This window comes from Sporosarcina sp. resist, assembly GCF_014302295.1.
GTDB classification, from domain to species: Bacteria; Bacillota; Bacilli; order Bacillales_A; family Planococcaceae; genus Sporosarcina; species Sporosarcina psychrophila.
This window is the reverse complement of sequence record NZ_CP060287.1, coordinates 4,826,735-4,844,253: the sequence shown is the minus strand read 5'-3', so window position 1 is coordinate 4,844,253 and position 17,519 is coordinate 4,826,735. Positions and strand designations below refer to the sequence as shown.

General features: G+C 40.1%; 22 protein-coding genes. 17 read left to right on the top strand and 5 right to left on the bottom strand.

The genetic code is table 11. From position 1 onward, the window contains the following. Genes H7992_RS23310 through H7992_RS23300 form a run of 3 tightly spaced genes read left to right on the top strand, consistent with a single transcriptional unit; the run spans position 1 to position 2,420 of the window. Positions 1 to 981 carry a branched-chain amino acid ABC transporter permease gene (locus tag H7992_RS23310; RefSeq protein ID WP_187046182.1) on the top strand — a complete coding sequence of 327 codons (981 nt, stop codon included), beginning with the start codon at positions 1 to 3 and terminating at the stop codon, positions 979 to 981. Beyond that, entirely contained in the window at positions 953 to 1,726 is a 774-nt protein-coding gene (locus H7992_RS23305) for an ABC transporter ATP-binding protein (protein ID WP_067213647.1), read from the top strand. The genes H7992_RS23310 and H7992_RS23305 overlap by 29 nt, the downstream gene beginning before the upstream one ends. Beyond that, positions 1,719 to 2,420, top strand: coding sequence for an ABC transporter ATP-binding protein (locus tag H7992_RS23300; RefSeq protein WP_187046181.1), 702 nt, complete (start codon positions 1,719 to 1,721; stop codon positions 2,418 to 2,420). The genes H7992_RS23305 and H7992_RS23300 overlap by 8 nt, the downstream gene beginning before the upstream one ends. Positions 2,421 to 2,864: 444 nt before the next feature. On the opposite strand, the gene H7992_RS23295 is transcribed toward H7992_RS23300, so the two are convergent. Then, complete coding sequence (locus tag H7992_RS23295) at positions 2,865 to 3,113, bottom strand: hypothetical protein (protein WP_067213645.1); 249 nt, start codon at positions 3,111 to 3,113, stop codon at positions 2,865 to 2,867. 177 nt (positions 3,114 to 3,290) lie between these two features. On the opposite strand from H7992_RS23295, the gene H7992_RS23290 reads away from it, so the two are divergent. Continuing rightward, positions 3,291 to 3,746, top strand: a complete 456-nt coding sequence (locus H7992_RS23290; protein ID WP_187046180.1) for a YflT domain-containing protein — start codon at positions 3,291 to 3,293, stop codon at positions 3,744 to 3,746. A gap of 347 nt (positions 3,747 to 4,093) precedes the next feature. On the opposite strand, the gene H7992_RS23285 is transcribed toward H7992_RS23290, so the two are convergent. Next, on the bottom strand, positions 4,094 to 4,288 hold the full coding sequence (locus H7992_RS23285; RefSeq protein WP_067213643.1) for a CsbD family protein: 195 nt from the start codon (positions 4,286 to 4,288) through the stop codon (positions 4,094 to 4,096). Positions 4,289 to 4,500: 212 nt separating this feature from the next. Between H7992_RS23285 and H7992_RS23280 the strand changes: the two genes are divergently transcribed. Next, positions 4,501 to 4,905: a hypothetical protein gene (locus tag H7992_RS23280; RefSeq protein WP_187046179.1), complete on the top strand. Its 405-nt coding sequence runs from the start codon at positions 4,501 to 4,503 to the stop codon at positions 4,903 to 4,905. 42 nt (positions 4,906 to 4,947) lie between these two features. Here H7992_RS23280 and H7992_RS23275 read toward each other — a convergent pair whose 3' ends face one another. Beyond that, on the bottom strand, positions 4,948 to 5,763 hold the full coding sequence (locus H7992_RS23275; RefSeq protein ID WP_067213641.1) for a flagellin N-terminal helical domain-containing protein: 816 nt from the start codon (positions 5,761 to 5,763) through the stop codon (positions 4,948 to 4,950). 167 nt (positions 5,764 to 5,930) lie between these two features. Between H7992_RS23275 and H7992_RS23270 the strand changes: the two genes are divergently transcribed. The 10 genes from H7992_RS23270 (at position 5,931) to H7992_RS23225 (ending at position 13,852) form a co-directional block, all read left to right on the top strand. Continuing rightward, positions 5,931 to 7,076, top strand: coding sequence for a betaine/proline/choline family ABC transporter ATP-binding protein (locus H7992_RS23270; protein WP_067213640.1), 1,146 nt, complete (start codon positions 5,931 to 5,933; stop codon positions 7,074 to 7,076). Positions 7,077 to 7,089: 13 nt separating this feature from the next. Further along, entirely contained in the window at positions 7,090 to 7,746 is a 657-nt protein-coding gene (locus H7992_RS23265) for an ABC transporter permease (RefSeq protein WP_067213639.1), read from the top strand. Between the two features lie 28 nt (positions 7,747 to 7,774). After that, the gene (locus tag H7992_RS23260) at positions 7,775 to 8,674 is read left to right on the top strand and encodes an osmoprotectant ABC transporter substrate-binding protein (protein WP_187048026.1); all 900 of its coding nucleotides are present in this window, start codon (positions 7,775 to 7,777) and stop codon (positions 8,672 to 8,674) included. A gap of 17 nt (positions 8,675 to 8,691) precedes the next feature. Continuing rightward, on the top strand, positions 8,692 to 9,384 hold the full coding sequence (locus H7992_RS23255; RefSeq protein ID WP_187046178.1) for an ABC transporter permease: 693 nt from the start codon (positions 8,692 to 8,694) through the stop codon (positions 9,382 to 9,384). A 93-nt stretch (positions 9,385 to 9,477) separates the two neighbouring features. Beyond that, positions 9,478 to 9,699, top strand: coding sequence for a hypothetical protein (locus tag H7992_RS23250; protein WP_067213637.1), 222 nt, complete (start codon positions 9,478 to 9,480; stop codon positions 9,697 to 9,699). 193 nt (positions 9,700 to 9,892) lie between these two features. Further along, positions 9,893 to 10,093, top strand: coding sequence for a PLDc N-terminal domain-containing protein (locus tag H7992_RS23245; RefSeq protein WP_067213636.1), 201 nt, complete (start codon positions 9,893 to 9,895; stop codon positions 10,091 to 10,093). Beyond that, positions 10,090 to 10,989 (top strand): ABC transporter ATP-binding protein, encoded by a 900-nt coding sequence (locus H7992_RS23240; RefSeq protein WP_187046177.1) that lies wholly within the window; start codon positions 10,090 to 10,092, stop codon positions 10,987 to 10,989. Before H7992_RS23245 ends, H7992_RS23240 begins: the two co-directional genes overlap by 4 nt. Beyond that, positions 10,989 to 11,771, top strand: coding sequence for an ABC transporter permease (locus tag H7992_RS23235; RefSeq protein WP_067213634.1), 783 nt, complete (start codon positions 10,989 to 10,991; stop codon positions 11,769 to 11,771). The genes H7992_RS23240 and H7992_RS23235 overlap by 1 nt, the downstream gene beginning before the upstream one ends. Before the next feature lie 60 nt (positions 11,772 to 11,831). After that, positions 11,832 to 12,536 (top strand): CBS domain-containing protein, encoded by a 705-nt coding sequence (locus H7992_RS23230; RefSeq protein ID WP_187046176.1) that lies wholly within the window; start codon positions 11,832 to 11,834, stop codon positions 12,534 to 12,536. A 908-nt stretch (positions 12,537 to 13,444) separates the two neighbouring features. Continuing rightward, entirely contained in the window at positions 13,445 to 13,852 is a 408-nt protein-coding gene (locus H7992_RS23225; protein WP_187046175.1) for a hypothetical protein, read from the top strand. Between the two features lie 265 nt (positions 13,853 to 14,117). Here the strand turns inward: H7992_RS23225 and H7992_RS25185 are convergent, their stop codons facing one another. Further along, complete coding sequence (locus H7992_RS25185) at positions 14,118 to 14,447, bottom strand: hypothetical protein (protein ID WP_067213631.1); 330 nt, start codon at positions 14,445 to 14,447, stop codon at positions 14,118 to 14,120. Positions 14,448 to 14,721: 274 nt separating this feature from the next. On the opposite strand from H7992_RS25185, the gene H7992_RS23210 reads away from it, so the two are divergent. Together H7992_RS23210 and nadR are read left to right on the top strand one after the other, a co-directional pair. Beyond that, positions 14,722 to 14,943: a hypothetical protein gene (locus tag H7992_RS23210; protein ID WP_067213630.1), complete on the top strand. Its 222-nt coding sequence runs from the start codon at positions 14,722 to 14,724 to the stop codon at positions 14,941 to 14,943. 225 nt (positions 14,944 to 15,168) lie between these two features. Next, positions 15,169 to 16,200 (top strand): multifunctional transcriptional regulator/nicotinamide-nucleotide adenylyltransferase/ribosylnicotinamide kinase NadR, encoded by a 1,032-nt coding sequence (gene nadR / locus H7992_RS23205; protein ID WP_187046174.1) that lies wholly within the window; start codon positions 15,169 to 15,171, stop codon positions 16,198 to 16,200. A gap of 155 nt (positions 16,201 to 16,355) precedes the next feature. Here nadR and H7992_RS23200 read toward each other — a convergent pair whose 3' ends face one another. Next, positions 16,356 to 17,366, bottom strand: coding sequence for a PQQ-dependent sugar dehydrogenase (locus H7992_RS23200; RefSeq protein WP_187046173.1), 1,011 nt, complete (start codon positions 17,364 to 17,366; stop codon positions 16,356 to 16,358). Between the last annotated feature and the right edge of the window lie 153 nt (positions 17,367 to 17,519).

Below are 17,519 nucleotides of genomic sequence, written 5' to 3'. Positions count from 1 at the left end.
ATGTTAAGCGAATTAATAAACCCATATTATTTGCAAGTTGCAACTTTTATTTTATTGAATATTATCCTTGGTGTTAGTATTTACATAACACTTGGAACAGGGCAATTGTCACTGGGGCATGCAGGATTCATGAGTATAGGTGCATACACGTCGGCTATTTTAACGCTTAATTATAATGTACCTCTAATACTCGGTATTATTATTGCAGCTGTGTTTACAGGTTTTATCGGCGTGTTAATTGGTTTTCCTGCCCTAAGGTTACAAGGCGTATATCTTGCGATTGCGACGCTTGGGTTTGGGGAGGTCATTCGAGTACTGTTTATCAATTGGGAAGGTTTAACAAACGGTGCTATTGGGATTCGTAGTATCCCTCATCTTGGGCGAGAGATTTTGAGTTTTAGTAACAGTTTAGGTTTTAGTCCGGAAATGATTGGATTAAAAAATAACCAATTTATAAGTTTAGCAGTTTTTCTTGTATTACTGATGATTAGCATTGGCGTTATTTGGTTCTTTATTAGACAAAGTAATTCTAGAATTGGGCGTGCATTTGCTTCTATTAAAATGGATGAAGAGGCATCGGAAGCAATGGGTATTAACATTACATACTATAAGATTCTAGCATTCGGTCAAGGAGCGCTACTTGCTGGATTTGCAGGTGCATTATATGCACATTTAACGGCTTATATTAGTCCATCAGATTTCGATTATCATCGTGCTGTTGAAATTCTGATCTTTGCTATATTTGGAGGAAGTGAAGTTATTTGGGGACCGATATTCGGTGCTATTTTCCTTTCAACAATGCCAGAGTTTTTGCGTGTTATCAGCGAGTATCGTTTCATGATTTACGGTGCACTCCTTGTATTGATGATGGCGTTCCGGCCACAGGGGCTCATTGATATGAATGTCGTCAATTGGATTAAACGTCCAAGATTAAAGAAGAAGGAGGGAAAACATGGTACTGGAAATAAAAAAGATAAGTAAAAACTTTGGTGGGATTCAAGCATTGACAGATGTTTCTTTTTCAATAGAACAAGGAGAAGTGCTTGGCTTGATAGGGCCAAATGGTGCTGGGAAAACAACAATGTTTAATATGATTACCGCCATGTTTCCTCCTAGTTCTGGTGAGATAGAATTTACAGGACAGTCGCTTGCAGGTTTGAAACCGCATGAAATTACGAAACAGGGCATTTGTCGTACATTTCAAAACATCAGACTCTTTTCAGAGTTAACTGTTCGCGAAAATGTAATGGTAGGAAATCACTGTCGTCTCACTACTGGTGTTTTGCAAAGTGTGTTTCGGACGAAATATCAAAAGCAAGAAGAGGAAAATGTTCTGAAAAGCTCGGATGAGATTCTAGAAATTGTTGGATTGTCAGAATACAGTCAAACGATTGCGAAAAACCTTGCTTACGGTCAACAACGTAGATTAGAAATTGCAAGAGCTTTGGCAAGTCGACCTAAATTATTGCTACTTGACGAGCCAGCTGCTGGAATGAATGAAAAAGAGACAAATGATTTGTTTGATTTGATCAAGAAAATTCAAGCGCTAAATATAACTATTTTATTAATTGAACATGATATGCCACTTGTTATGCGGATTTGTAGCCGTATTGTGGTATTGAACTTTGGAAAGAAAATTGCAGAAGGTACACCGAGCAGTATTCAAAACAATAAAGAAGTAATTGAAGCCTACCTCGGGGTTGAGGAGGAAGATGAGCTTGCTTAAACTACAGAATGTCAGTACTTTTTACGATAAGATTCAGGCATTGAAAAGCATTGATGTAACGGTTGAGGAGGGGACGATAGTAACCATCCTCGGTGCAAACGGTGCGGGGAAAACAACGATGATGAATACGATTGCAGGTTTATTGAAACCGAAAGAAGGTAGTATTCATTATTTGGGTAAGGATGTAACTGGACAACGACCTGATCAGCTTTTAAGAAAAGGATTAGCTTTAGTTCCAGAAGGAAGAGGTATTTTGGCCTCTATGACTGTTTTAGAAAACTTGGAAATGGGAGTGTATCATCGAAATGACACTGAAGTAAATGCTGATCTTGAAAAGGCGATGAATCGATTCCCAATACTAAGGGAAAGACAATTTCAGCTAGGAGGTACACTTTCAGGCGGGCAACAGCAAATGCTGGCAATCGCGCGAGTAATTATGTCTAAGCCAAAGTTACTTTTACTTGATGAACCATCGATGGGACTGGCCCCGTTAATCGTTGCAGATATCTTTAAAATTATTAAAGAGATTAATGAAGCAGGAACGACTGTTTTACTGGTTGAACAAAATGCACGTCAGGCTTTAAAAGTTGCGGACTATGGCTATGTGCTTGAGACAGGTAAAGTGGTCGCGAGTGGTAACGCGAAAGAGCTGCTGCAAGATGATACGATAAAAAAGGCTTATCTAGGACACTAATAATTTTGAAGTACATCGACGGTAACGATTTTTGTTGCCGTTTTTTTGCGTTGAACTTTCAATCCAAAGTAATTCAAAAGCACCTGTACATAGAGTGCTTAGTGTTTCATCACAAAAAAAAGCAGTACTTTTCTGGTTAATCAACACACGTGTGAAATTGCTATACTATATTTATCATTAGCAAATAGAAAGATTGTGAAATTAACGGTTGAACTCTCAAGTATTCCTCGGCTATCTGCATTTGAATTTACAGAAATGGTTGCGTGGCTAAGCAGATGTCATAAGGCAAGCAAAAAAGACATAGGAATTTGTCGGTCTAGGAGAAGCGATGAACGAAAAGAGGGATACTTTTTCCGGGGGAATGAAACAGCTATTATTACGTAGGCGATTGTCCATAAACCAAAACTGTACCCCAATCACATTATATGAATGGGGTACAGTTTTTTACTGTTTTTTAAGTCCAGAGCCGCGGAATTTCTCTTCGCTGGATGAATTACTTTTGGAATCGTGATGATGTTTCTCTTCCCGTTCTTCCAATTTTAAATCTTCCAGAGGAATGGAGTCGACAGTTTTCATATCTTCATGCATATCGTAAATGCTTTCCTTATCAGTTCGGAGGTTTTCGGGATTATCCATGTATGGTCCTTCAGCATCCTTTCGGTCCCGTTCAGTAAATACTTTTTTATTAGTCATCAAAAACAGACTCCTTTCATCTTCGAGTTTGCCGTGGAATATTCTCTTGTCCTTATGTTATTCACTCTTTTACAGAAACTAAACATCCGATTTGATGGAGCAGTGCGTTTCTTAATGGTTTGGACGGGTACAATAAGAAACAAAGGCAATATCATCGAAAAGGAGGAATTTTGTAAAATGGAAAACAAGAAGTATATCGGTACATTTCATTCCATTGATACAGTTTTATATAAAATTACAGAATTGAAAGCGCAAGGCTATGATGAAAGTGATATGTATGTTGTTACCGATGAAGAAGATAATATTTCAATGCTTCGGGGACAGACCGATGCCGAACTCCTCGGTACAGCAGATGATAATTGGTTAGATCGTTTTAAACTGTTTTTGGGCGGTGAAGAACCCATTCTGAATGCTTTTTCACGCATGGGGTTTTCAGAACAGCAATCAAGGGACTATTACAATGAAGTTAAAAATGGTGGCGTTGCTCTATTCGTTAAAAGTAAGGCACTGGATGAGATGGATAGTAGTACAGAACGTGGCCTGAGCGGAGAACCATTGGATGGTCAGGGTGGAAACCAACAAATGATCGATAATGACGGTACGGTCCCACGCCTCAATACAAGAAACTTATGAGTGGCAGAAGACGGCTGTTTACCCATTGCAAACAGCCGTACTATTTATATATATGTTGAACAAATGAATACCTAAATAAACTAAGTTGAGGCGCCTTACAAGGGGATATTTATTTCAACTTAAATAGTTGTTATTACGGTTACCCTATTAGTTTCGCAAAATTTACATTCACGCCTTAATAATTTCACACTACCTCAACAAATTAAAAAGCCCCCTCCGTCTAAAAAAGGGGGGACATACAGTCATATAATCAAAAGAATGATGCATATTGATACACTTATTCCTATTTCTTAACAGGTATGGACTTATAGCTATCACTGTTTGATAGATGACTTACTTTTTAAAGATTATCGATTGTTATTATCGGAAACTTTATCTTTTAGTTCTCCGATTTTCTTTTGCGCTTCGCCTTTTAACTTATCAAACTTACCTTCAGCTTGTAGTGAAGGATCATTTGTGGCATTGCCTATCTGATCCTTTGTTTCACCTTTCACTTTGTTTACTGTCCCTTTGACTTTGTCTGAGAAACTACCGTTTGTCATTGTAAAGCCTCCTTTTTATTCTTGTTAGGTAATAGATACCCTGCATGAAAAAACATTAAACATGGGAGAAAAAAATAATACTCAATGGTATTTGTTCAGAATAGGTTCAAAAGGTCTAATTTATTGTATAAAAAGGTGACTAAACTTATGTACCCAACCTTCGATATATTACATATAATATAGGTAGATACAAAATAGTGGGAGGAGATGGGATGATTAGAAAAGGTCGATTTGCTTTATGGGATAAAAGGGAGTTTGAACTGGCTTCTTATCAACGACAATACTATTTGCAATCGGCGGATCCTTTAGACTTGAGGAACGGGTTCGTGAAGAATGGATCTAACCAAGTTTATATTAAGACTATTTCCGTCGAGGAATTAGAGGATGCGTATGAAGTCATTCCATATGGGATGATTGAAGGCTACCGTTTTGCAGTAGAAGGATATGATGAAAAGACTGGGAAAGTTGCATTGGTAACAAACAATCCATTTGTCAAAGAACGGATCGAAGTGCGTCCTTATGGGGAATTTCAATACATAATAGAAATACTTCTTGAAGATATTGTAATTGAGGAAGATCGGGTTCCTATACTTGGATTTGATGGTTTATACACATAAAAAGGCAATTGTGCATGTCGATAAGACAACACGATTGCCTTTTTATTGTTTTAATAGCTGTAGTACGGACTGGGCTTGTTGCATGTGCATAGCGAGTACGTATTGACCGGCCTGAAGTAGAATGTTTGCTTTCGTGAGTGCCATCATTTCCTTTGCGATGTCGACATCTCTTATGCGGGATTCGGCTGCGATTAAGTTTTCTTCCATGACGAGTGTATTGTTGTAAGCATGTTCAAGCCGGTTTGTATAGGCACCTATTCTAGAGCGTTCTGAGGATACGTTTTTAATTGCATTGTCGAGTAATCCAATTGCATCATTGGCCTTGGATTGGGTTGAAATCGATGCGTCAGACAAACCGATTGTCTCTGCACTCATATCACCAATGAAAAATTCAATTGATTGGCCGGCATTCGCCCCAGCTTGAATCTTCAAGGAAGAGCGTGAACCGTCTAACAGTGGCAATGTATTGAACTCTGTATCTTTTGAAATACGAGTGATTTCCTTTTTTAGTTCTACAAATTCTAGAGAGAGGGCTTCACGATCGGAATCTGTCACTGTTCCATTGGCAGCCTGTACGCTTAGTTCACGCATCCGTTGCAGTATAGCGTGTGTTTCATTTAAAGCACCTTCAGCTGTTTGGAATAGGGAAATACCGTCTTGGATGTTGCGTCCCGCCATCGATAGACCTCGGATTTGCGCACGCATTTTCTCTGAAATTGCAAGGCCTGCTGGATCATCTGCAGCTCTGTTTATGCGCATACCTGAAGACAATCGCTCCATCGACCGCATTACTTGATTGTTTTGCATAGTCATATTGCGGATGACATTCATTCCTGTCGCCTGCCATATTCCAAGCATGGCACAACCTCCTCTTTAAATGTTATATCGGTGATAATTGAGAGATATTAACAAACCGTCATAATCATGTTTGAAAAGTGATGAAAAAGGGTAGCCCATAGAAATAGGTATCTGCTCAGAAAAAGTATAAAGATGGTTGAACAGTTTAATCATAGGGGGCGAAATGTGTGCTTGAATTTAAAAATGTGTCAAAGATTTATGCTGGAGGTAAAAAAGCTGTAGATAACTTAGATTTACATATCAATGCAGGTGAATTTATCGTCTTTATCGGTCCGAGTGGTTGTGGAAAGACGACAACTATGAAGATGATCAATCGATTAGTTAAACCCACAGAGGGTAAAATATTGATCAATGGAGAAAATATTATGGAAAAGAACATCGTGCAATTGCGACGTTCAATTGGCTATGTCATTCAACAAATTGGTCTCTTCCCCCACATGACCATTCGAGAAAATATTGCACTTGTCCCGCGGCTTATGAAGAAGTCGGTTGATGAGCGAAACAATAAGGCTGATGAGTTAATCGAACTTGTCAATATGCCTAAAGAATTCCTTGATCGCTACCCCCATGAACTAAGTGGAGGTCAGCAACAGCGTATCGGTGTACTTCGTGCATTAGCTGCTGATCCTCCCCTTATCCTGATGGACGAGCCTTTTGGTGCGCTAGATCCGATTACCCGCGATTCGTTACAGGCGGAATTCAAACATCTTCAAAGGACACTTGGTAAAACAATTATTTTTGTCACGCACGATATGGATGAAGCAATTAAGCTCGCAGATCGCATTGTAATTATGAAAGACGGAAAAATTGTTCAAATGGGAACTCCAGACGAAATTTTAAGAGATCCGGCCAATGAATTCGTAGAGGATTTCATCGGTAAAGACCGTCTTTTGCAAGCTCAACAACGTATACAGACGGTGGGACAAATTATGAACCCGAACCCCGTCTCCTTCAAAACGGAAGGGACACTGTCTCAAGCAGTTCAGCTTATGCGTGAGCGCCGTGTGGATTCGCTACTTGTCGTTGATGAAAACAATGTACTGAAAGGTCTGCTCAATGTCGAGATGATAGACAGGGGCCGCAATATGGAAACGCAGGTCAAGGAAGTCATGTCTACGGAATTGACCGTCGTTCAGGAAGATACGCTTCTTCGTGAAGCAACGCGAAATATTCTTATACGTGGATTAAAATACGTAGCTGTTGTCGATGAAGATCGGCGTTTGGTCGGCTTGATTACAAGAACGAACCTTGTGGATATCGTTTATGATTCCATTTGGGGAGAAAGCGAAGAGCAGACACTTGGTCAGGTGTAAAGGAGGTTTTTGAATGAACGGATTTATTGATTTTTTCTCTGAGTATGGAAGCCAGTTGGCAACGAAGACTTGGGAACATCTGTATATATCATTTATTGCACTTTTTCTTGGAATCCTTGTTGCAGTACCAATTGGAATAATGCTTACAAAAGTGCCGAAGATTGCTGGTTTTGTATTGGGAGTAGTTGGAGTTATCCAGACATTCCCTAGTCTTGCGATTCTTGCGTTCTTCATACCACTTCTGGGAATCGGGAAAACACCCGCAATTGTTGCTTTATTCCTTTATTCGATGTTGCCAATCCTTAGAAATACGTTTATCGGTGTGAAAGAGGTCAATCAGGATCTCGTGGAGGCAGGTAGGGGAATGGGAATGACGGCGTTTGAACGTACGATGAACGTTGAACTTCCTCTGGCAATTCCTGTTATTATGGCTGGTGTAAGGCTGTCTGCAGTCTACCTTATTGGATGGGCAACACTTGCATCATTCATTGGTGGAGGTGGGCTTGGGGACTTTATCTTTGATGGTCTGAATCTATTTAGGACAGACTTGATTATTGGTGGGGCGATACCAGTTACGTTGCTTGCGCTACTAGTCGATTTCCTGCTCGGTCGTTTTGAATCCTTCGCTACGCCAAAAGGACTTAAAGAAAGCAGAAAAGTGGTTTCTTAAGGAGGGAAAAAGAGTGTTCAGAAAAAGTATGAAAAGAATAGTACTTCCATTATTGGCCACCAGCCTGCTGATTGGGGGTTGTTCACTTCCAGGCCTCGGAGGAGGTAATGACACAATTCGAATTGCAACACTTACAAGTACGGAAACATCGACACTGGGTCATATGATTCGACTTATGATTGAAAAAGAAACAGATTTGAATGTTGAAATGGTGGAAAATTTAGGAACTTCAATCATCCAGCACCAGGCGTTGACGAGCGGGCAAGTAGATATTACAGCTGCACGCTACACGGGTACTGATATGTCGAGTATTTTAGAAGTAGAGCCCCTAGCAGATCCAGAAGAGGCAATGACGCTGGTCCAGGAAGAGTTTGATAAACGATTTGACCAGGTTTGGTACGATTCATACGGGTTCCAAAATACGTATGCGCTCACAGTAACAGCCGACCTTGCTGAAAAAGAAGGACTTGAAACTGTCTCGGATATAGAAAAGATAGCTGATGATTTAACGCTGGGTGTAGACAACTCATGGTTGAACAGGGCAGGAGATGGCTATGAAGGATTCGTTGATACATATGGATTTACATTCGGAGAAGCATTGCCCATGTCTCTGGGGCTCGTCTACCAAGCGGTGAATAGTGGTAAGATGGATGTCGTTTTGGCCTATAGTACTGACGGACGTTTGAAAGCATTTAATTTGAAGACGCTTGAAGACGACAAGAAGTTTTTTCCGCCTTATGAATGTTCACCTGTGACGCGAAAAGATGTAATCGAACAGCACCCAGAAATTGATATAATCCTGAAGAAACTTGCAGGTAAAATAGACGGAGAAACAATGACACGTTTAAATTACGAGGCGGATGTTAATAAAAAAGAACCTGCAATCGTGGCGCAAGAATTTTTGGAAGAAAACAATTACTTCAACTGAATTACGGGGGTGAATGAATGGAAACGTTACAAGAACTTTGGTCATACTACACAGTGAATGGCACGTATGTGTGGGATCAGTTTGTCAGGCATTTCCTTATGTCTGCATACGGAGTCCTGTTCGCGGCGCTTGTTGGTATTCCAGTGGGTATTCTTATTGCCCGATACGGTAAATTGAGTGGATGGGTGTTATCGGTAACGAATATTATTCAAACTATTCCAGCCCTTGCAATGCTTGCTGTTCTAATGCTTGCGATGGGTCTTGGACCGAACACAGTTGTTATGAGTTTATTTTTGTACTCTTTGCTGCCTATTATAAAAAATACGTATACAGGTATAAAAAGTGTAGAAAAACCTATTTTAGAAGCTGGTCGTGCAATGGGGATGACACGGACGCAGATGCAGATGCTCTTCATGGTAGAACTTCCGCTATCGTTATCAGTTATCATGGCAGGTTTGCGGACCGCTCTTGTTATTGCAATTGGTGTGGCAACAATTGGAGCTTTTATCGGTGGTGGAGGACTCGGCTCCATTATTATTCGAGGGACGAATGTGACAGATGGAGCATCCATTATTTTGGCCGGAGCAATTCCAACCGCATTAATGGCGGTCATCGCGGACCTCTTTATGGGATGGCTGGAACGTGTTTTATCTCCAGCAAACAGAAAAGCTGTAGCAAAACAATCAACATCTACAAATACAGTGGCATGAAATCCCCCCTTTTCTTTGAGGGAATATAAGCCTGAAAGTGCTTAGGGCGGGGAGGAAGAAGTTCTACATGAGCGAAATGGAGGAGATGAAGAGATGATTGGTAAATTTAATGTGAGGAAAGAAATATTTGAAGATACGCCAAATGAAACATTACACTTCGAATTGACGTTGGACAGTAAGGAATATCAAGGTCATTATAAAGAGAATGAAGTGAGCTGGTTTCAAATGCAGCCTGATCAAGAAAATCATGAGATGAAGCTTGAAGATTTGGAAGTTGAAGTGAAAAAACGTATTAAAGAGTGGAAAGAAGATTAAATTAAATCAAGATTTGATTGAAAACTACCTAGTGACTGGGTAGTTTTTTTATATACCGTCAAGTGAGTTGTTTCGAGTGGCACTGATAAGCTTCTTTAGCATCATAACTATTTCGGTATTTCTGTTATATACAACGTATAACAGTCGTGGTATACTGAATTTACCATTAATAGTTAGAAAGGGTGTGAAGTTTATGTCTGAGCTCGCGAGTATTCCTTGGAATCTTCTTATGCCATTGATTGTACTTCAATTCATTTTGATGATTGTTGCACTCGTTGATGTTATTCGCCATAGACGGACGAACGGTCCATTTATCATGTGGATTTTCATCATTGTTCTTGGCAATTTGATTGGATCAATACTGTACTTTATCTTTGGGAGGCGGCAAGTATGACAAATTTACTTCAAGTGGATAATTTGACGAAGAAATATATCAATAATCATGTAGTGGATGCTGTCTCGTTCGAACTTGAAGAACATACAGCAACGGCTTTGATAGGGCCAAATGGAGCTGGAAAAACTACGACACTGTCTATGCTTGCAGGGTTAGTCTCGCCAACAAGCGGATCAATACAGTTCCAGGGTGCTGCAAAGCAGGATATCCGTTCGATTATCGGATTTCTTCCACAATATCCAAAGTTCTTTCCTTGGCTATCTGCACTTGAATTTACTGAAATGGCTGCACGACTAAGTGGGGTGGAAACAAAACAAGCAAGAATAGAAGCGAAAAAGACCTTGGAATTTGTAGGCCTAGGCGAAGCGATGAACAAAAAGACGGGCACTTTTTCCGGAGGAATGAAACAGCGTCTGGGGCTTGCGCAGGCAATTGTCCATAAACCAAAACTACTTTTACTCGATGAGCCGGTATCTGCACTTGATCCAGTTGGGCGCCGTCAAGTGATGGATTTGTTGAAAGACTTGCAAAGAAAAACGACGATTTTATATTCAACTCATATTTTAAATGACGCTGAAGAAATGACAGACCAGTTGCTGTTCTTACGGCATGGGAAACTTGTCGAACACGGTTCACTTGATGAAGTACGTGCGCGCTATGCGGAACCGCGAATCGTCATTGAATTCGAAGGGATGCAAGAGTTGCAGCGCTTTATGGAAGCAACTGCATGGCAAGTGACATCAAAAGGGTTGGTTGTTTCGATTGACGTTCGGTTGGAAGAAGCTGAAATGTCATCGGTCCTATCCATGTTAACCGAAGGCAAGTTCTTAGTGAGAAAAGTGGAACTGCAGACGGCGAGCCTTGAAGATATCTTCATGAAAGTGGCGGTGGTCTAATGAATGGATTTAGTGTGTTATTGCAGAAAGAATGGCGTGAACATACACGGAATTTCAAAATGTTATGGATTCCTCTCGTCTTTATTATATTCGGTATTTTGGAGCCCGTAACGAATCATTTTTTGCCTGAAATTATGAGAAGTGTAGGTAATATGCCAGAAGAAGCTGAATTCTTATGGCCAGAGTTCAAAGGAGAGGATATCTTCCAGTCATTGCTGGGGCAATATCAAATGATCGGTATTCTCGTTATAATTCTTGCTTTCATGGGGACGATTTCAGGAGAGCGGAAAAATGGAACGGCCACATTACTATATGTTCGCCCAATGTCATTTCGAAATTACTTTTTAAGTAAGTGGCTGGTCGTTAATGGGATTGTACTTGGAAGCGTCTGGCTCGGCTTTATGGCTGCCTGGTATTATATTGAAATCCTTTTTAACCATGTAGATGCAGGGGCAATATTTGCTTTTGTTGCGACGTATAGTTTATGGCTCGTCTTCGTTGTCACTGTTGTTTTAGCGCTAAGCGCATGGCTTCCGACAGGTGGGGCGGCGGGCCTAGCGATTCTAATTACACTTGTCTACCAAATTATAGATTCGCTTATCGGTACCTATTGGACAGTATCACCATGGAAATTGTCGATGTATGCATCCTATTGGTTCGATTCGAACTCTGAACTGTCGGATTTATGGATGAGTTCGGGTCTGACAGTGATACTAATCGTCATCTTAATCGTATTCGGAGTATTTATGTCGAAACGGAATGCGGCAAAAACAACAGTGTAAATAACCCTTTGTGGTATAATTCGTATAAAGACGAATTATTCTGAAAGGTAGGGGTTCTAGATGACTACACGCAATTCAGATCGCTTCATATTCGCATTTAACCGTATTGAAAAATCTTTGGAAAAAATAAGTGGCTTAAGCAGCTATATGTCTTTCCAGCGATTGATTGATAAATCCAAGCATTTGAATGCGGTTATTCGGAAATTTGAGCGGGATTTGCGGGAATGTGGTGATTTACGCAATGCAATTGTCCATAATCGGACTGATATTGAATATGCAATTGCAGAACCACATGATGATATTGTGGAACTAATTGAATACATTGACCGAGAGCTTTCGAAACCTGTTACAGTCGGTGATATGTTTTTACGAAAAGTCCATATATTACAAGCTACTGATACACTTGCCTCCGGATTGAAACTAATCCGGGAAAAAAAGTTCAATCAGATACCAATTTATCAGAGCAATAAATTCATTGGGCTTGTTACTGCGACAGGCATTACGTATTGGCTTGCAGATAATATGACAGATGAAATAATTTCCCGGGAAATGCCGACGCTTCTCGACATTTATTCCCATGAAAAACAAAAAAACACGTATCGATTTATAAGAATGGATCTTTCTGTTTATGAAGCGGAGGAATATTTTAAAAAGTCTGTTGCTGAAGGAAAACGTCTTGAGGCACTTCTCATTACGGAAAGTGGAAGACCGGAAGAGAAACTACTTGGAATTATTACACCGCTGGATCTGATGAAAATAGATTAAAAAGCAGTGCCCATTCACAATAAGTGAATGGACACTGCTTTTTTTAGGGATTGAGGGAATTTACTTTGCTCGATATAGCGTTTTCTGTAATAGGCAGTTGTTTCTTTGTTGATGTTTTCATTTTAAGTTATTTTTGAATGGTGAAGAACTGATTCCTGCTGCTTGTACTCGTATGGCATTCACAGAACAGTAATCACGGGTTTATTATGATGGGATAAAAGTTGGAGGGATTGCGCCATTCATAGATACTCCGAATCCAATTCACAGCGTTAGAATGAAAGTGGAGTAATCAGTGCGATGGAAAACTATATATGTTGAACAAATGAATACGGCGTATGCGCTTTACAAGGGCTTTTGGGAGTCCACTGAAAAAGCCGTTGTACTTGGAATGAATTAGGATTCCCACTAATACCGCTTCGACGCTTTGTGGATGCCTCCCGCGATAAGCCAGAAAGAAGATCCCTTTCAGTCTTATCGCTCCGGCTACCACGAAGTCGCGCCTGCGCTGGATGGTCTTATTTGAAAAAGCGCATTTCATTATCTGTGATGGAATCTGCAACCTAGAGTGCGTCTTTCTTGACTATTAGTAGTATCAACTAGTAATCACAGTATAATCTCGGCATATAAATCTTAAAATCACATTTCTCTCGATAATGAACACCCTAGCGCAGGCGCGACCGCAAAGCGCCAAGCGTTCTACAATCCACACCGTGAATTAAAACTCTCTCCTTATTGAGCGCCACAGTAGATTCAATGGGATTCTTTAATTCAACATATATAGTGAAAAACCAGCTTTTTTATGTGTAATTCTACCAGGTTTTTTTGTTGAAATATGACGAAAAATGTATACACAATTTTCAATCTATTATGTATAATGGATATATAATATAACTAGTGGGGGAGATGAAGTGATAAGAAAAGGACGTTTTGCTGTATGGGGAAACAAAGAGTTTGAACTAATTTCCTATCAACGACAATACTACTTACAATCGGAAAATCCTTTAGACATGGAGAATGGGTTCGTAAGGAAAAATGGGGAAAAACAGGTTTTCATTAAACCAGTTTCCATTAGGGAATTGGAGGATGCGTATGAAATCGTTCCGTATGCAATGATCGCAGGCTATCGATTTTCTTTAGAAGGATACAATGAAAAGACTGGTGAAGTTGCGCTTGTGACAAATAATTCTTTTGTCAAAGAGAAGGTCGACGTGCAAGCTTACGGGAAGTTTGAATATATAATTGAAGTTTCGTTAGACGAGATCCGATTAGAGGAAGATCGAATTCCGATACGTGGCTTTGAAGGTTTGCACACATAAAAAGGTAATCGTGTACGCTGAAATGACAGTGCACATGATTACCTATTATGGTTTTAACGGCTGAAGGATTACTGGTTTTGGGGAAAAGATAAGAAATTATACGTTTTTCAATTGAAGTAGTGTCTAGACTCTAGGGCTTTTCTTACCTGATAAAAATTGATCGAAAAAGAAGTACCTTACTTCATGTAACGGGAACAAAGGCACTGCTTTTTACGAATCAGTTTTTTGCGTTAGATAACGTACTTTTAGTGTGGATCTTCCAATGTTACTTTTTATTAGTAAACTTGTCTTTCAGTTCACCGAACTTATCTTGTGCTTGCCCTTTAAACTTGTCGACCTTATCGCTGTCCATTGCGGTACCGATTTTGTTTTTCACTTCGCCAAATTTGTCCTGCGCTTGCCCTTTAAATTTGTCAACCTTGTCATTGTCCATTGCGGTACCGATTTTGTTTTTCACTTCGCCAAATTTATCCTGTGCTTGCCCTTTAAACTTATCGACCTTGTCGTTATCCATTGCCGTATCGAATTTGTCTTTCACTTCGCCTTTTACTTTGTTTACAGCGCCTTTGAATTTGTCGGAAAAACTGTTGCTCATAATAAAACCCCCATTTGGTTAATTATACAACTATATACCTGACAACGAATATAGTAAACGTTATAGCAAGTTTAGTAAGAAGTATCATTTTATTAGCTATCGATTTTCGGACTACAGGTTTCGATAGGGGTCAAGTTATCTTCGAAGACAATCGCAAAGCTGACAAATGCTACGATGTGAAATGAATTTCATGATTCAAGTAAGAAATCGCTGATAAATGTGCATGATAGGAATGGCAAACTGTAAAAAGAATTAACTAAATGGAGGCGATGTTATGATCGAAAATTTTAATGTGCGGAAAGAAATATTTGAAGATACACAATACGAAACGTTACATTTCGAGTTGACGTTAGACGGAAAAGAATACCAAGGACATTATAAAGACGAGGAAGTGAACTGGTTTCAAATGCAGCCTGACCAGGAAAATCATTTAATGAAGCTTGAAGATCTGGAAGCTGAAGTGAAAAAACGTTTAAGAGAATGGGAAGAACAATGAACCGGAAGTTGTTCAGATACCGCCTATCTCTAGTTGGTTTTCTTTAAAGATACAAAACTATAAGTTTTTCATCTGGAGCAGTGTCTAGACTCGAACGCATAGCCCCTGGTCCCACACGAACTAGGCCAGCAAGTGTCGGGGCTACCAAGGGGCTTGCGCTTTTCTTATTAGTGCAAGACCTTGTAGTATTGGACTCATAAGAAAGTATTCTGGGGGGCAGGAAAGATGACAGCGAAACGTAGAATTGGGATGTACGGCGGGAAATTTTTACCGGTACATTTAGGCCATGTGAATGCGATGGTAATGGCTTCAACAATCGTCGACGAATTACATGTCGTTGTTTCATATGATGAAGAATATGAGGAAGAAGTTTTCGAAGGGACAGGAATGAAACCAATTTCAGCGGTTCAACGACTTCGTTGGTGGAGCGAAATTACGGCTGATTTGGATCATGTATTTGTACATAGTGTTGAAGAAAAGCAAACAGGGAAATTTGAAGACTGGACGGCAGGCGCGAAAGCGATTAAAGCGTGTATAGGGAAAACAATCGATACGGTCTTCAGTTCTGAGAGTAGTTATAATGAATACTTTAATGAGTTATATCCAGACGCTGAACATATCGTGCTTGATAATGATCGTGAGCTATTTGACATTTCGGCAACAAAGATTAGGGATGAAGGGCCTTACGTTCATTGGCATATGATTCCCCAAGAAGTCCGTCCCTATTTTGTGAAAAAGGTTGCTGTCATTGGGACGGAGAGTAGTGGGAAGTCAACGCTCGTTCGAAATCTAGCACGCGTGTATAATACGTCATATGTTGAGGAATACGGTCGTACATATTATGACAAATTCAAAGATTCTATGTCGATTACGCTAGAAAGTGATTACCATGAAATTGCGTTTGAGCATAAATATCATGAACGTATGCAAACAAGGACGGCAAATAAAGTGCTTTTTATCGACACTGAAGCGATTGTTACCCAGTATTATTCGGAGTTATATGTCGGGAAAAGGCTAGATATCCTAACTGAAGTGGCAAAGTTACAAGAGTATGATTTACATATTTATTTGGAGCCCGATGTGGCGTGGGTGAACGATGGTATACGTGTTCACGGAGATCAGTCCATTCGAGAAGAAAATAACCGTAAGTTAAAGAAAATGTTTGATGAAGCTGGCGTTGAATATGTCATTGTAAGTGGGGATTATGAAGAGCGATTTGAAAGATGTAAGGCATTGGTGAAAGCGATTATGAAGTAAATAGAATGAGGCTGCCTGTGTCGGGGAGCCTTTTTTCATTTCATAGGAAACTATAAAATCTCGTCCTGTGGATAACCTCCAAAAGAAGCTATTTCACTTCTAGACTCCAGCGCCTCTGACCAGGCGCTGGCACTTTTGGTCGGTTTTTCTAACACCTATTTCAAGCGATATAGCACATCATCATCTTCGGCAGGGTTCCCTCTACCATCGGTATTATTTGTTATGAAAAATAATGACTCGCCATCCGAAAACACGTCACGGATGCGGCCATAGCCTTCTATTTTCTCAAGGAGTTTGCCAGCCAATGGGTCAATGACAAGAATCGCCTCACCGCGGAGTGCAGCAACGTACAACAATCCCTTGTGAAAAGTAATGCCTGATGGCGCCCATGTTTCTCCAGTACCAGAGGTGAGAAGTGGTTTTTCCATGCCTTCTGCTAATTCCGTTCCCTCGATGATTGGCCATCCATAATTGTTCCCGGCTTCAATTTTATTAATTTCATCATTTGCAGATTGACCGTGTTCTGATGCATATAATACTCCGCTTTCATCCCACGCAAGCCCTTGTGAATTTCGATGTCCGATGCTCACCAATTCAAATGTGTTGCCATCAGTTAACCGGATTATTTTCCCGTTGAATAAATCAGTGTCTTGTGCTGAATCAGGATTTGCCCCATCGCCAATTGTTGCATATAAAACACCATTCGGAGAGAGTGCAAGACGCCCGCCATGATGGACTGGACCTGATACGATTCCGTCCAAGAGTATGTCTTTTTCATGCCACGAAGTTCCGTCGTAGTGTAATGTTACGATTCGATTTACAGGAGTACCTTCTAAATCATATGTGTAGTAGGCATATGCTTCATGCGATTTCAGAAAATCCTTTTTCAACACGAAACCAAGCAGACCAGATTCAGCTACATTTGCTAAGGACTCCGAAAGAAAGACATCCTCGCGTAAAGTTTGACCGTTTCCCCATACCTTAACAACTGACCCTTCTTTCTCAGAGATGAAAAAATGTTCTCCATCGAAATCAATGGACCATGGTGCGATGAGATTTACCGTAACTTTTTCTGCGAGATCAGGATTCGCATGGGGTGAAGGACGTTCTTGATCTGTGCAACCAGCTAATATTAATAGAAAACAGAAGAGGAAAAGGCGTTTCATTGGAAAACTCCTTTCGTATTTCGTTTTTTTCAGTATATCCCGTTATGCGTGTGAGTAAAAATTAAGTTGATCAAAAAAATCCATGTATTGTATAAACATTGGATAGGATTGCCATGCTTTGTGCTAGGAATCATTATATAGACGGTAGTCATA

Excerpts from the sequence above, each read along its gene's own strand:
- H7992_RS23310 (WP_187046182.1), top strand. The coding sequence starts at position 1 with ATGTTAAGCGAATTAATAAACCCATATTATTTGCAAGTTGCAACTTTT.
- H7992_RS23305 (WP_067213647.1), top strand. The coding sequence starts at position 953 with ATGGTACTGGAAATAAAAAAGATAAGTAAAAACTTTGGTGGGATTCAA.
- H7992_RS23295 (WP_067213645.1), bottom strand. The coding sequence starts at position 3,113 with ATGACTAATAAAAAAGTATTTACTGAACGGGACCGAAAGGATGCTGAA.
- H7992_RS23290 (WP_187046180.1), top strand. The coding sequence starts at position 3,291 with ATGGAAAACAAGAAGTATATCGGTACATTTCATTCCATTGATACAGTT.
- H7992_RS23285 (WP_067213643.1), bottom strand. The coding sequence starts at position 4,288 with ATGACAAACGGTAGTTTCTCAGACAAAGTCAAAGGGACAGTAAACAAA.
- H7992_RS23280 (WP_187046179.1), top strand. The coding sequence starts at position 4,501 with ATGATTAGAAAAGGTCGATTTGCTTTATGGGATAAAAGGGAGTTTGAA.
- H7992_RS23275 (WP_067213641.1), bottom strand. The coding sequence starts at position 5,763 with ATGCTTGGAATATGGCAGGCGACAGGAATGAATGTCATCCGCAATATG.
- H7992_RS23265 (WP_067213639.1), top strand. The coding sequence starts at position 7,090 with ATGAACGGATTTATTGATTTTTTCTCTGAGTATGGAAGCCAGTTGGCA.
- H7992_RS23260 (WP_187048026.1), top strand. The coding sequence starts at position 7,775 with ATGAAAAGAATAGTACTTCCATTATTGGCCACCAGCCTGCTGATTGGG.
- H7992_RS23255 (WP_187046178.1), top strand. The coding sequence starts at position 8,692 with ATGGAAACGTTACAAGAACTTTGGTCATACTACACAGTGAATGGCACG.
- H7992_RS23250 (WP_067213637.1), top strand. The coding sequence starts at position 9,478 with ATGATTGGTAAATTTAATGTGAGGAAAGAAATATTTGAAGATACGCCA.
- H7992_RS23245 (WP_067213636.1), top strand. The coding sequence starts at position 9,893 with ATGTCTGAGCTCGCGAGTATTCCTTGGAATCTTCTTATGCCATTGATT.
- H7992_RS23240 (WP_187046177.1), top strand. The coding sequence starts at position 10,090 with ATGACAAATTTACTTCAAGTGGATAATTTGACGAAGAAATATATCAAT.
- H7992_RS23235 (WP_067213634.1), top strand. The coding sequence starts at position 10,989 with ATGAATGGATTTAGTGTGTTATTGCAGAAAGAATGGCGTGAACATACA.
- H7992_RS23230 (WP_187046176.1), top strand. The coding sequence starts at position 11,832 with ATGACTACACGCAATTCAGATCGCTTCATATTCGCATTTAACCGTATT.
- H7992_RS25185 (WP_067213631.1), bottom strand. The coding sequence starts at position 14,447 with ATGAGCAACAGTTTTTCCGACAAATTCAAAGGCGCTGTAAACAAAGTA.
- H7992_RS23210 (WP_067213630.1), top strand. The coding sequence starts at position 14,722 with ATGATCGAAAATTTTAATGTGCGGAAAGAAATATTTGAAGATACACAA.
- nadR (WP_187046174.1), top strand. The coding sequence starts at position 15,169 with ATGACAGCGAAACGTAGAATTGGGATGTACGGCGGGAAATTTTTACCG.
- H7992_RS23200 (WP_187046173.1), bottom strand. The coding sequence starts at position 17,366 with ATGAAACGCCTTTTCCTCTTCTGTTTTCTATTAATATTAGCTGGTTGC.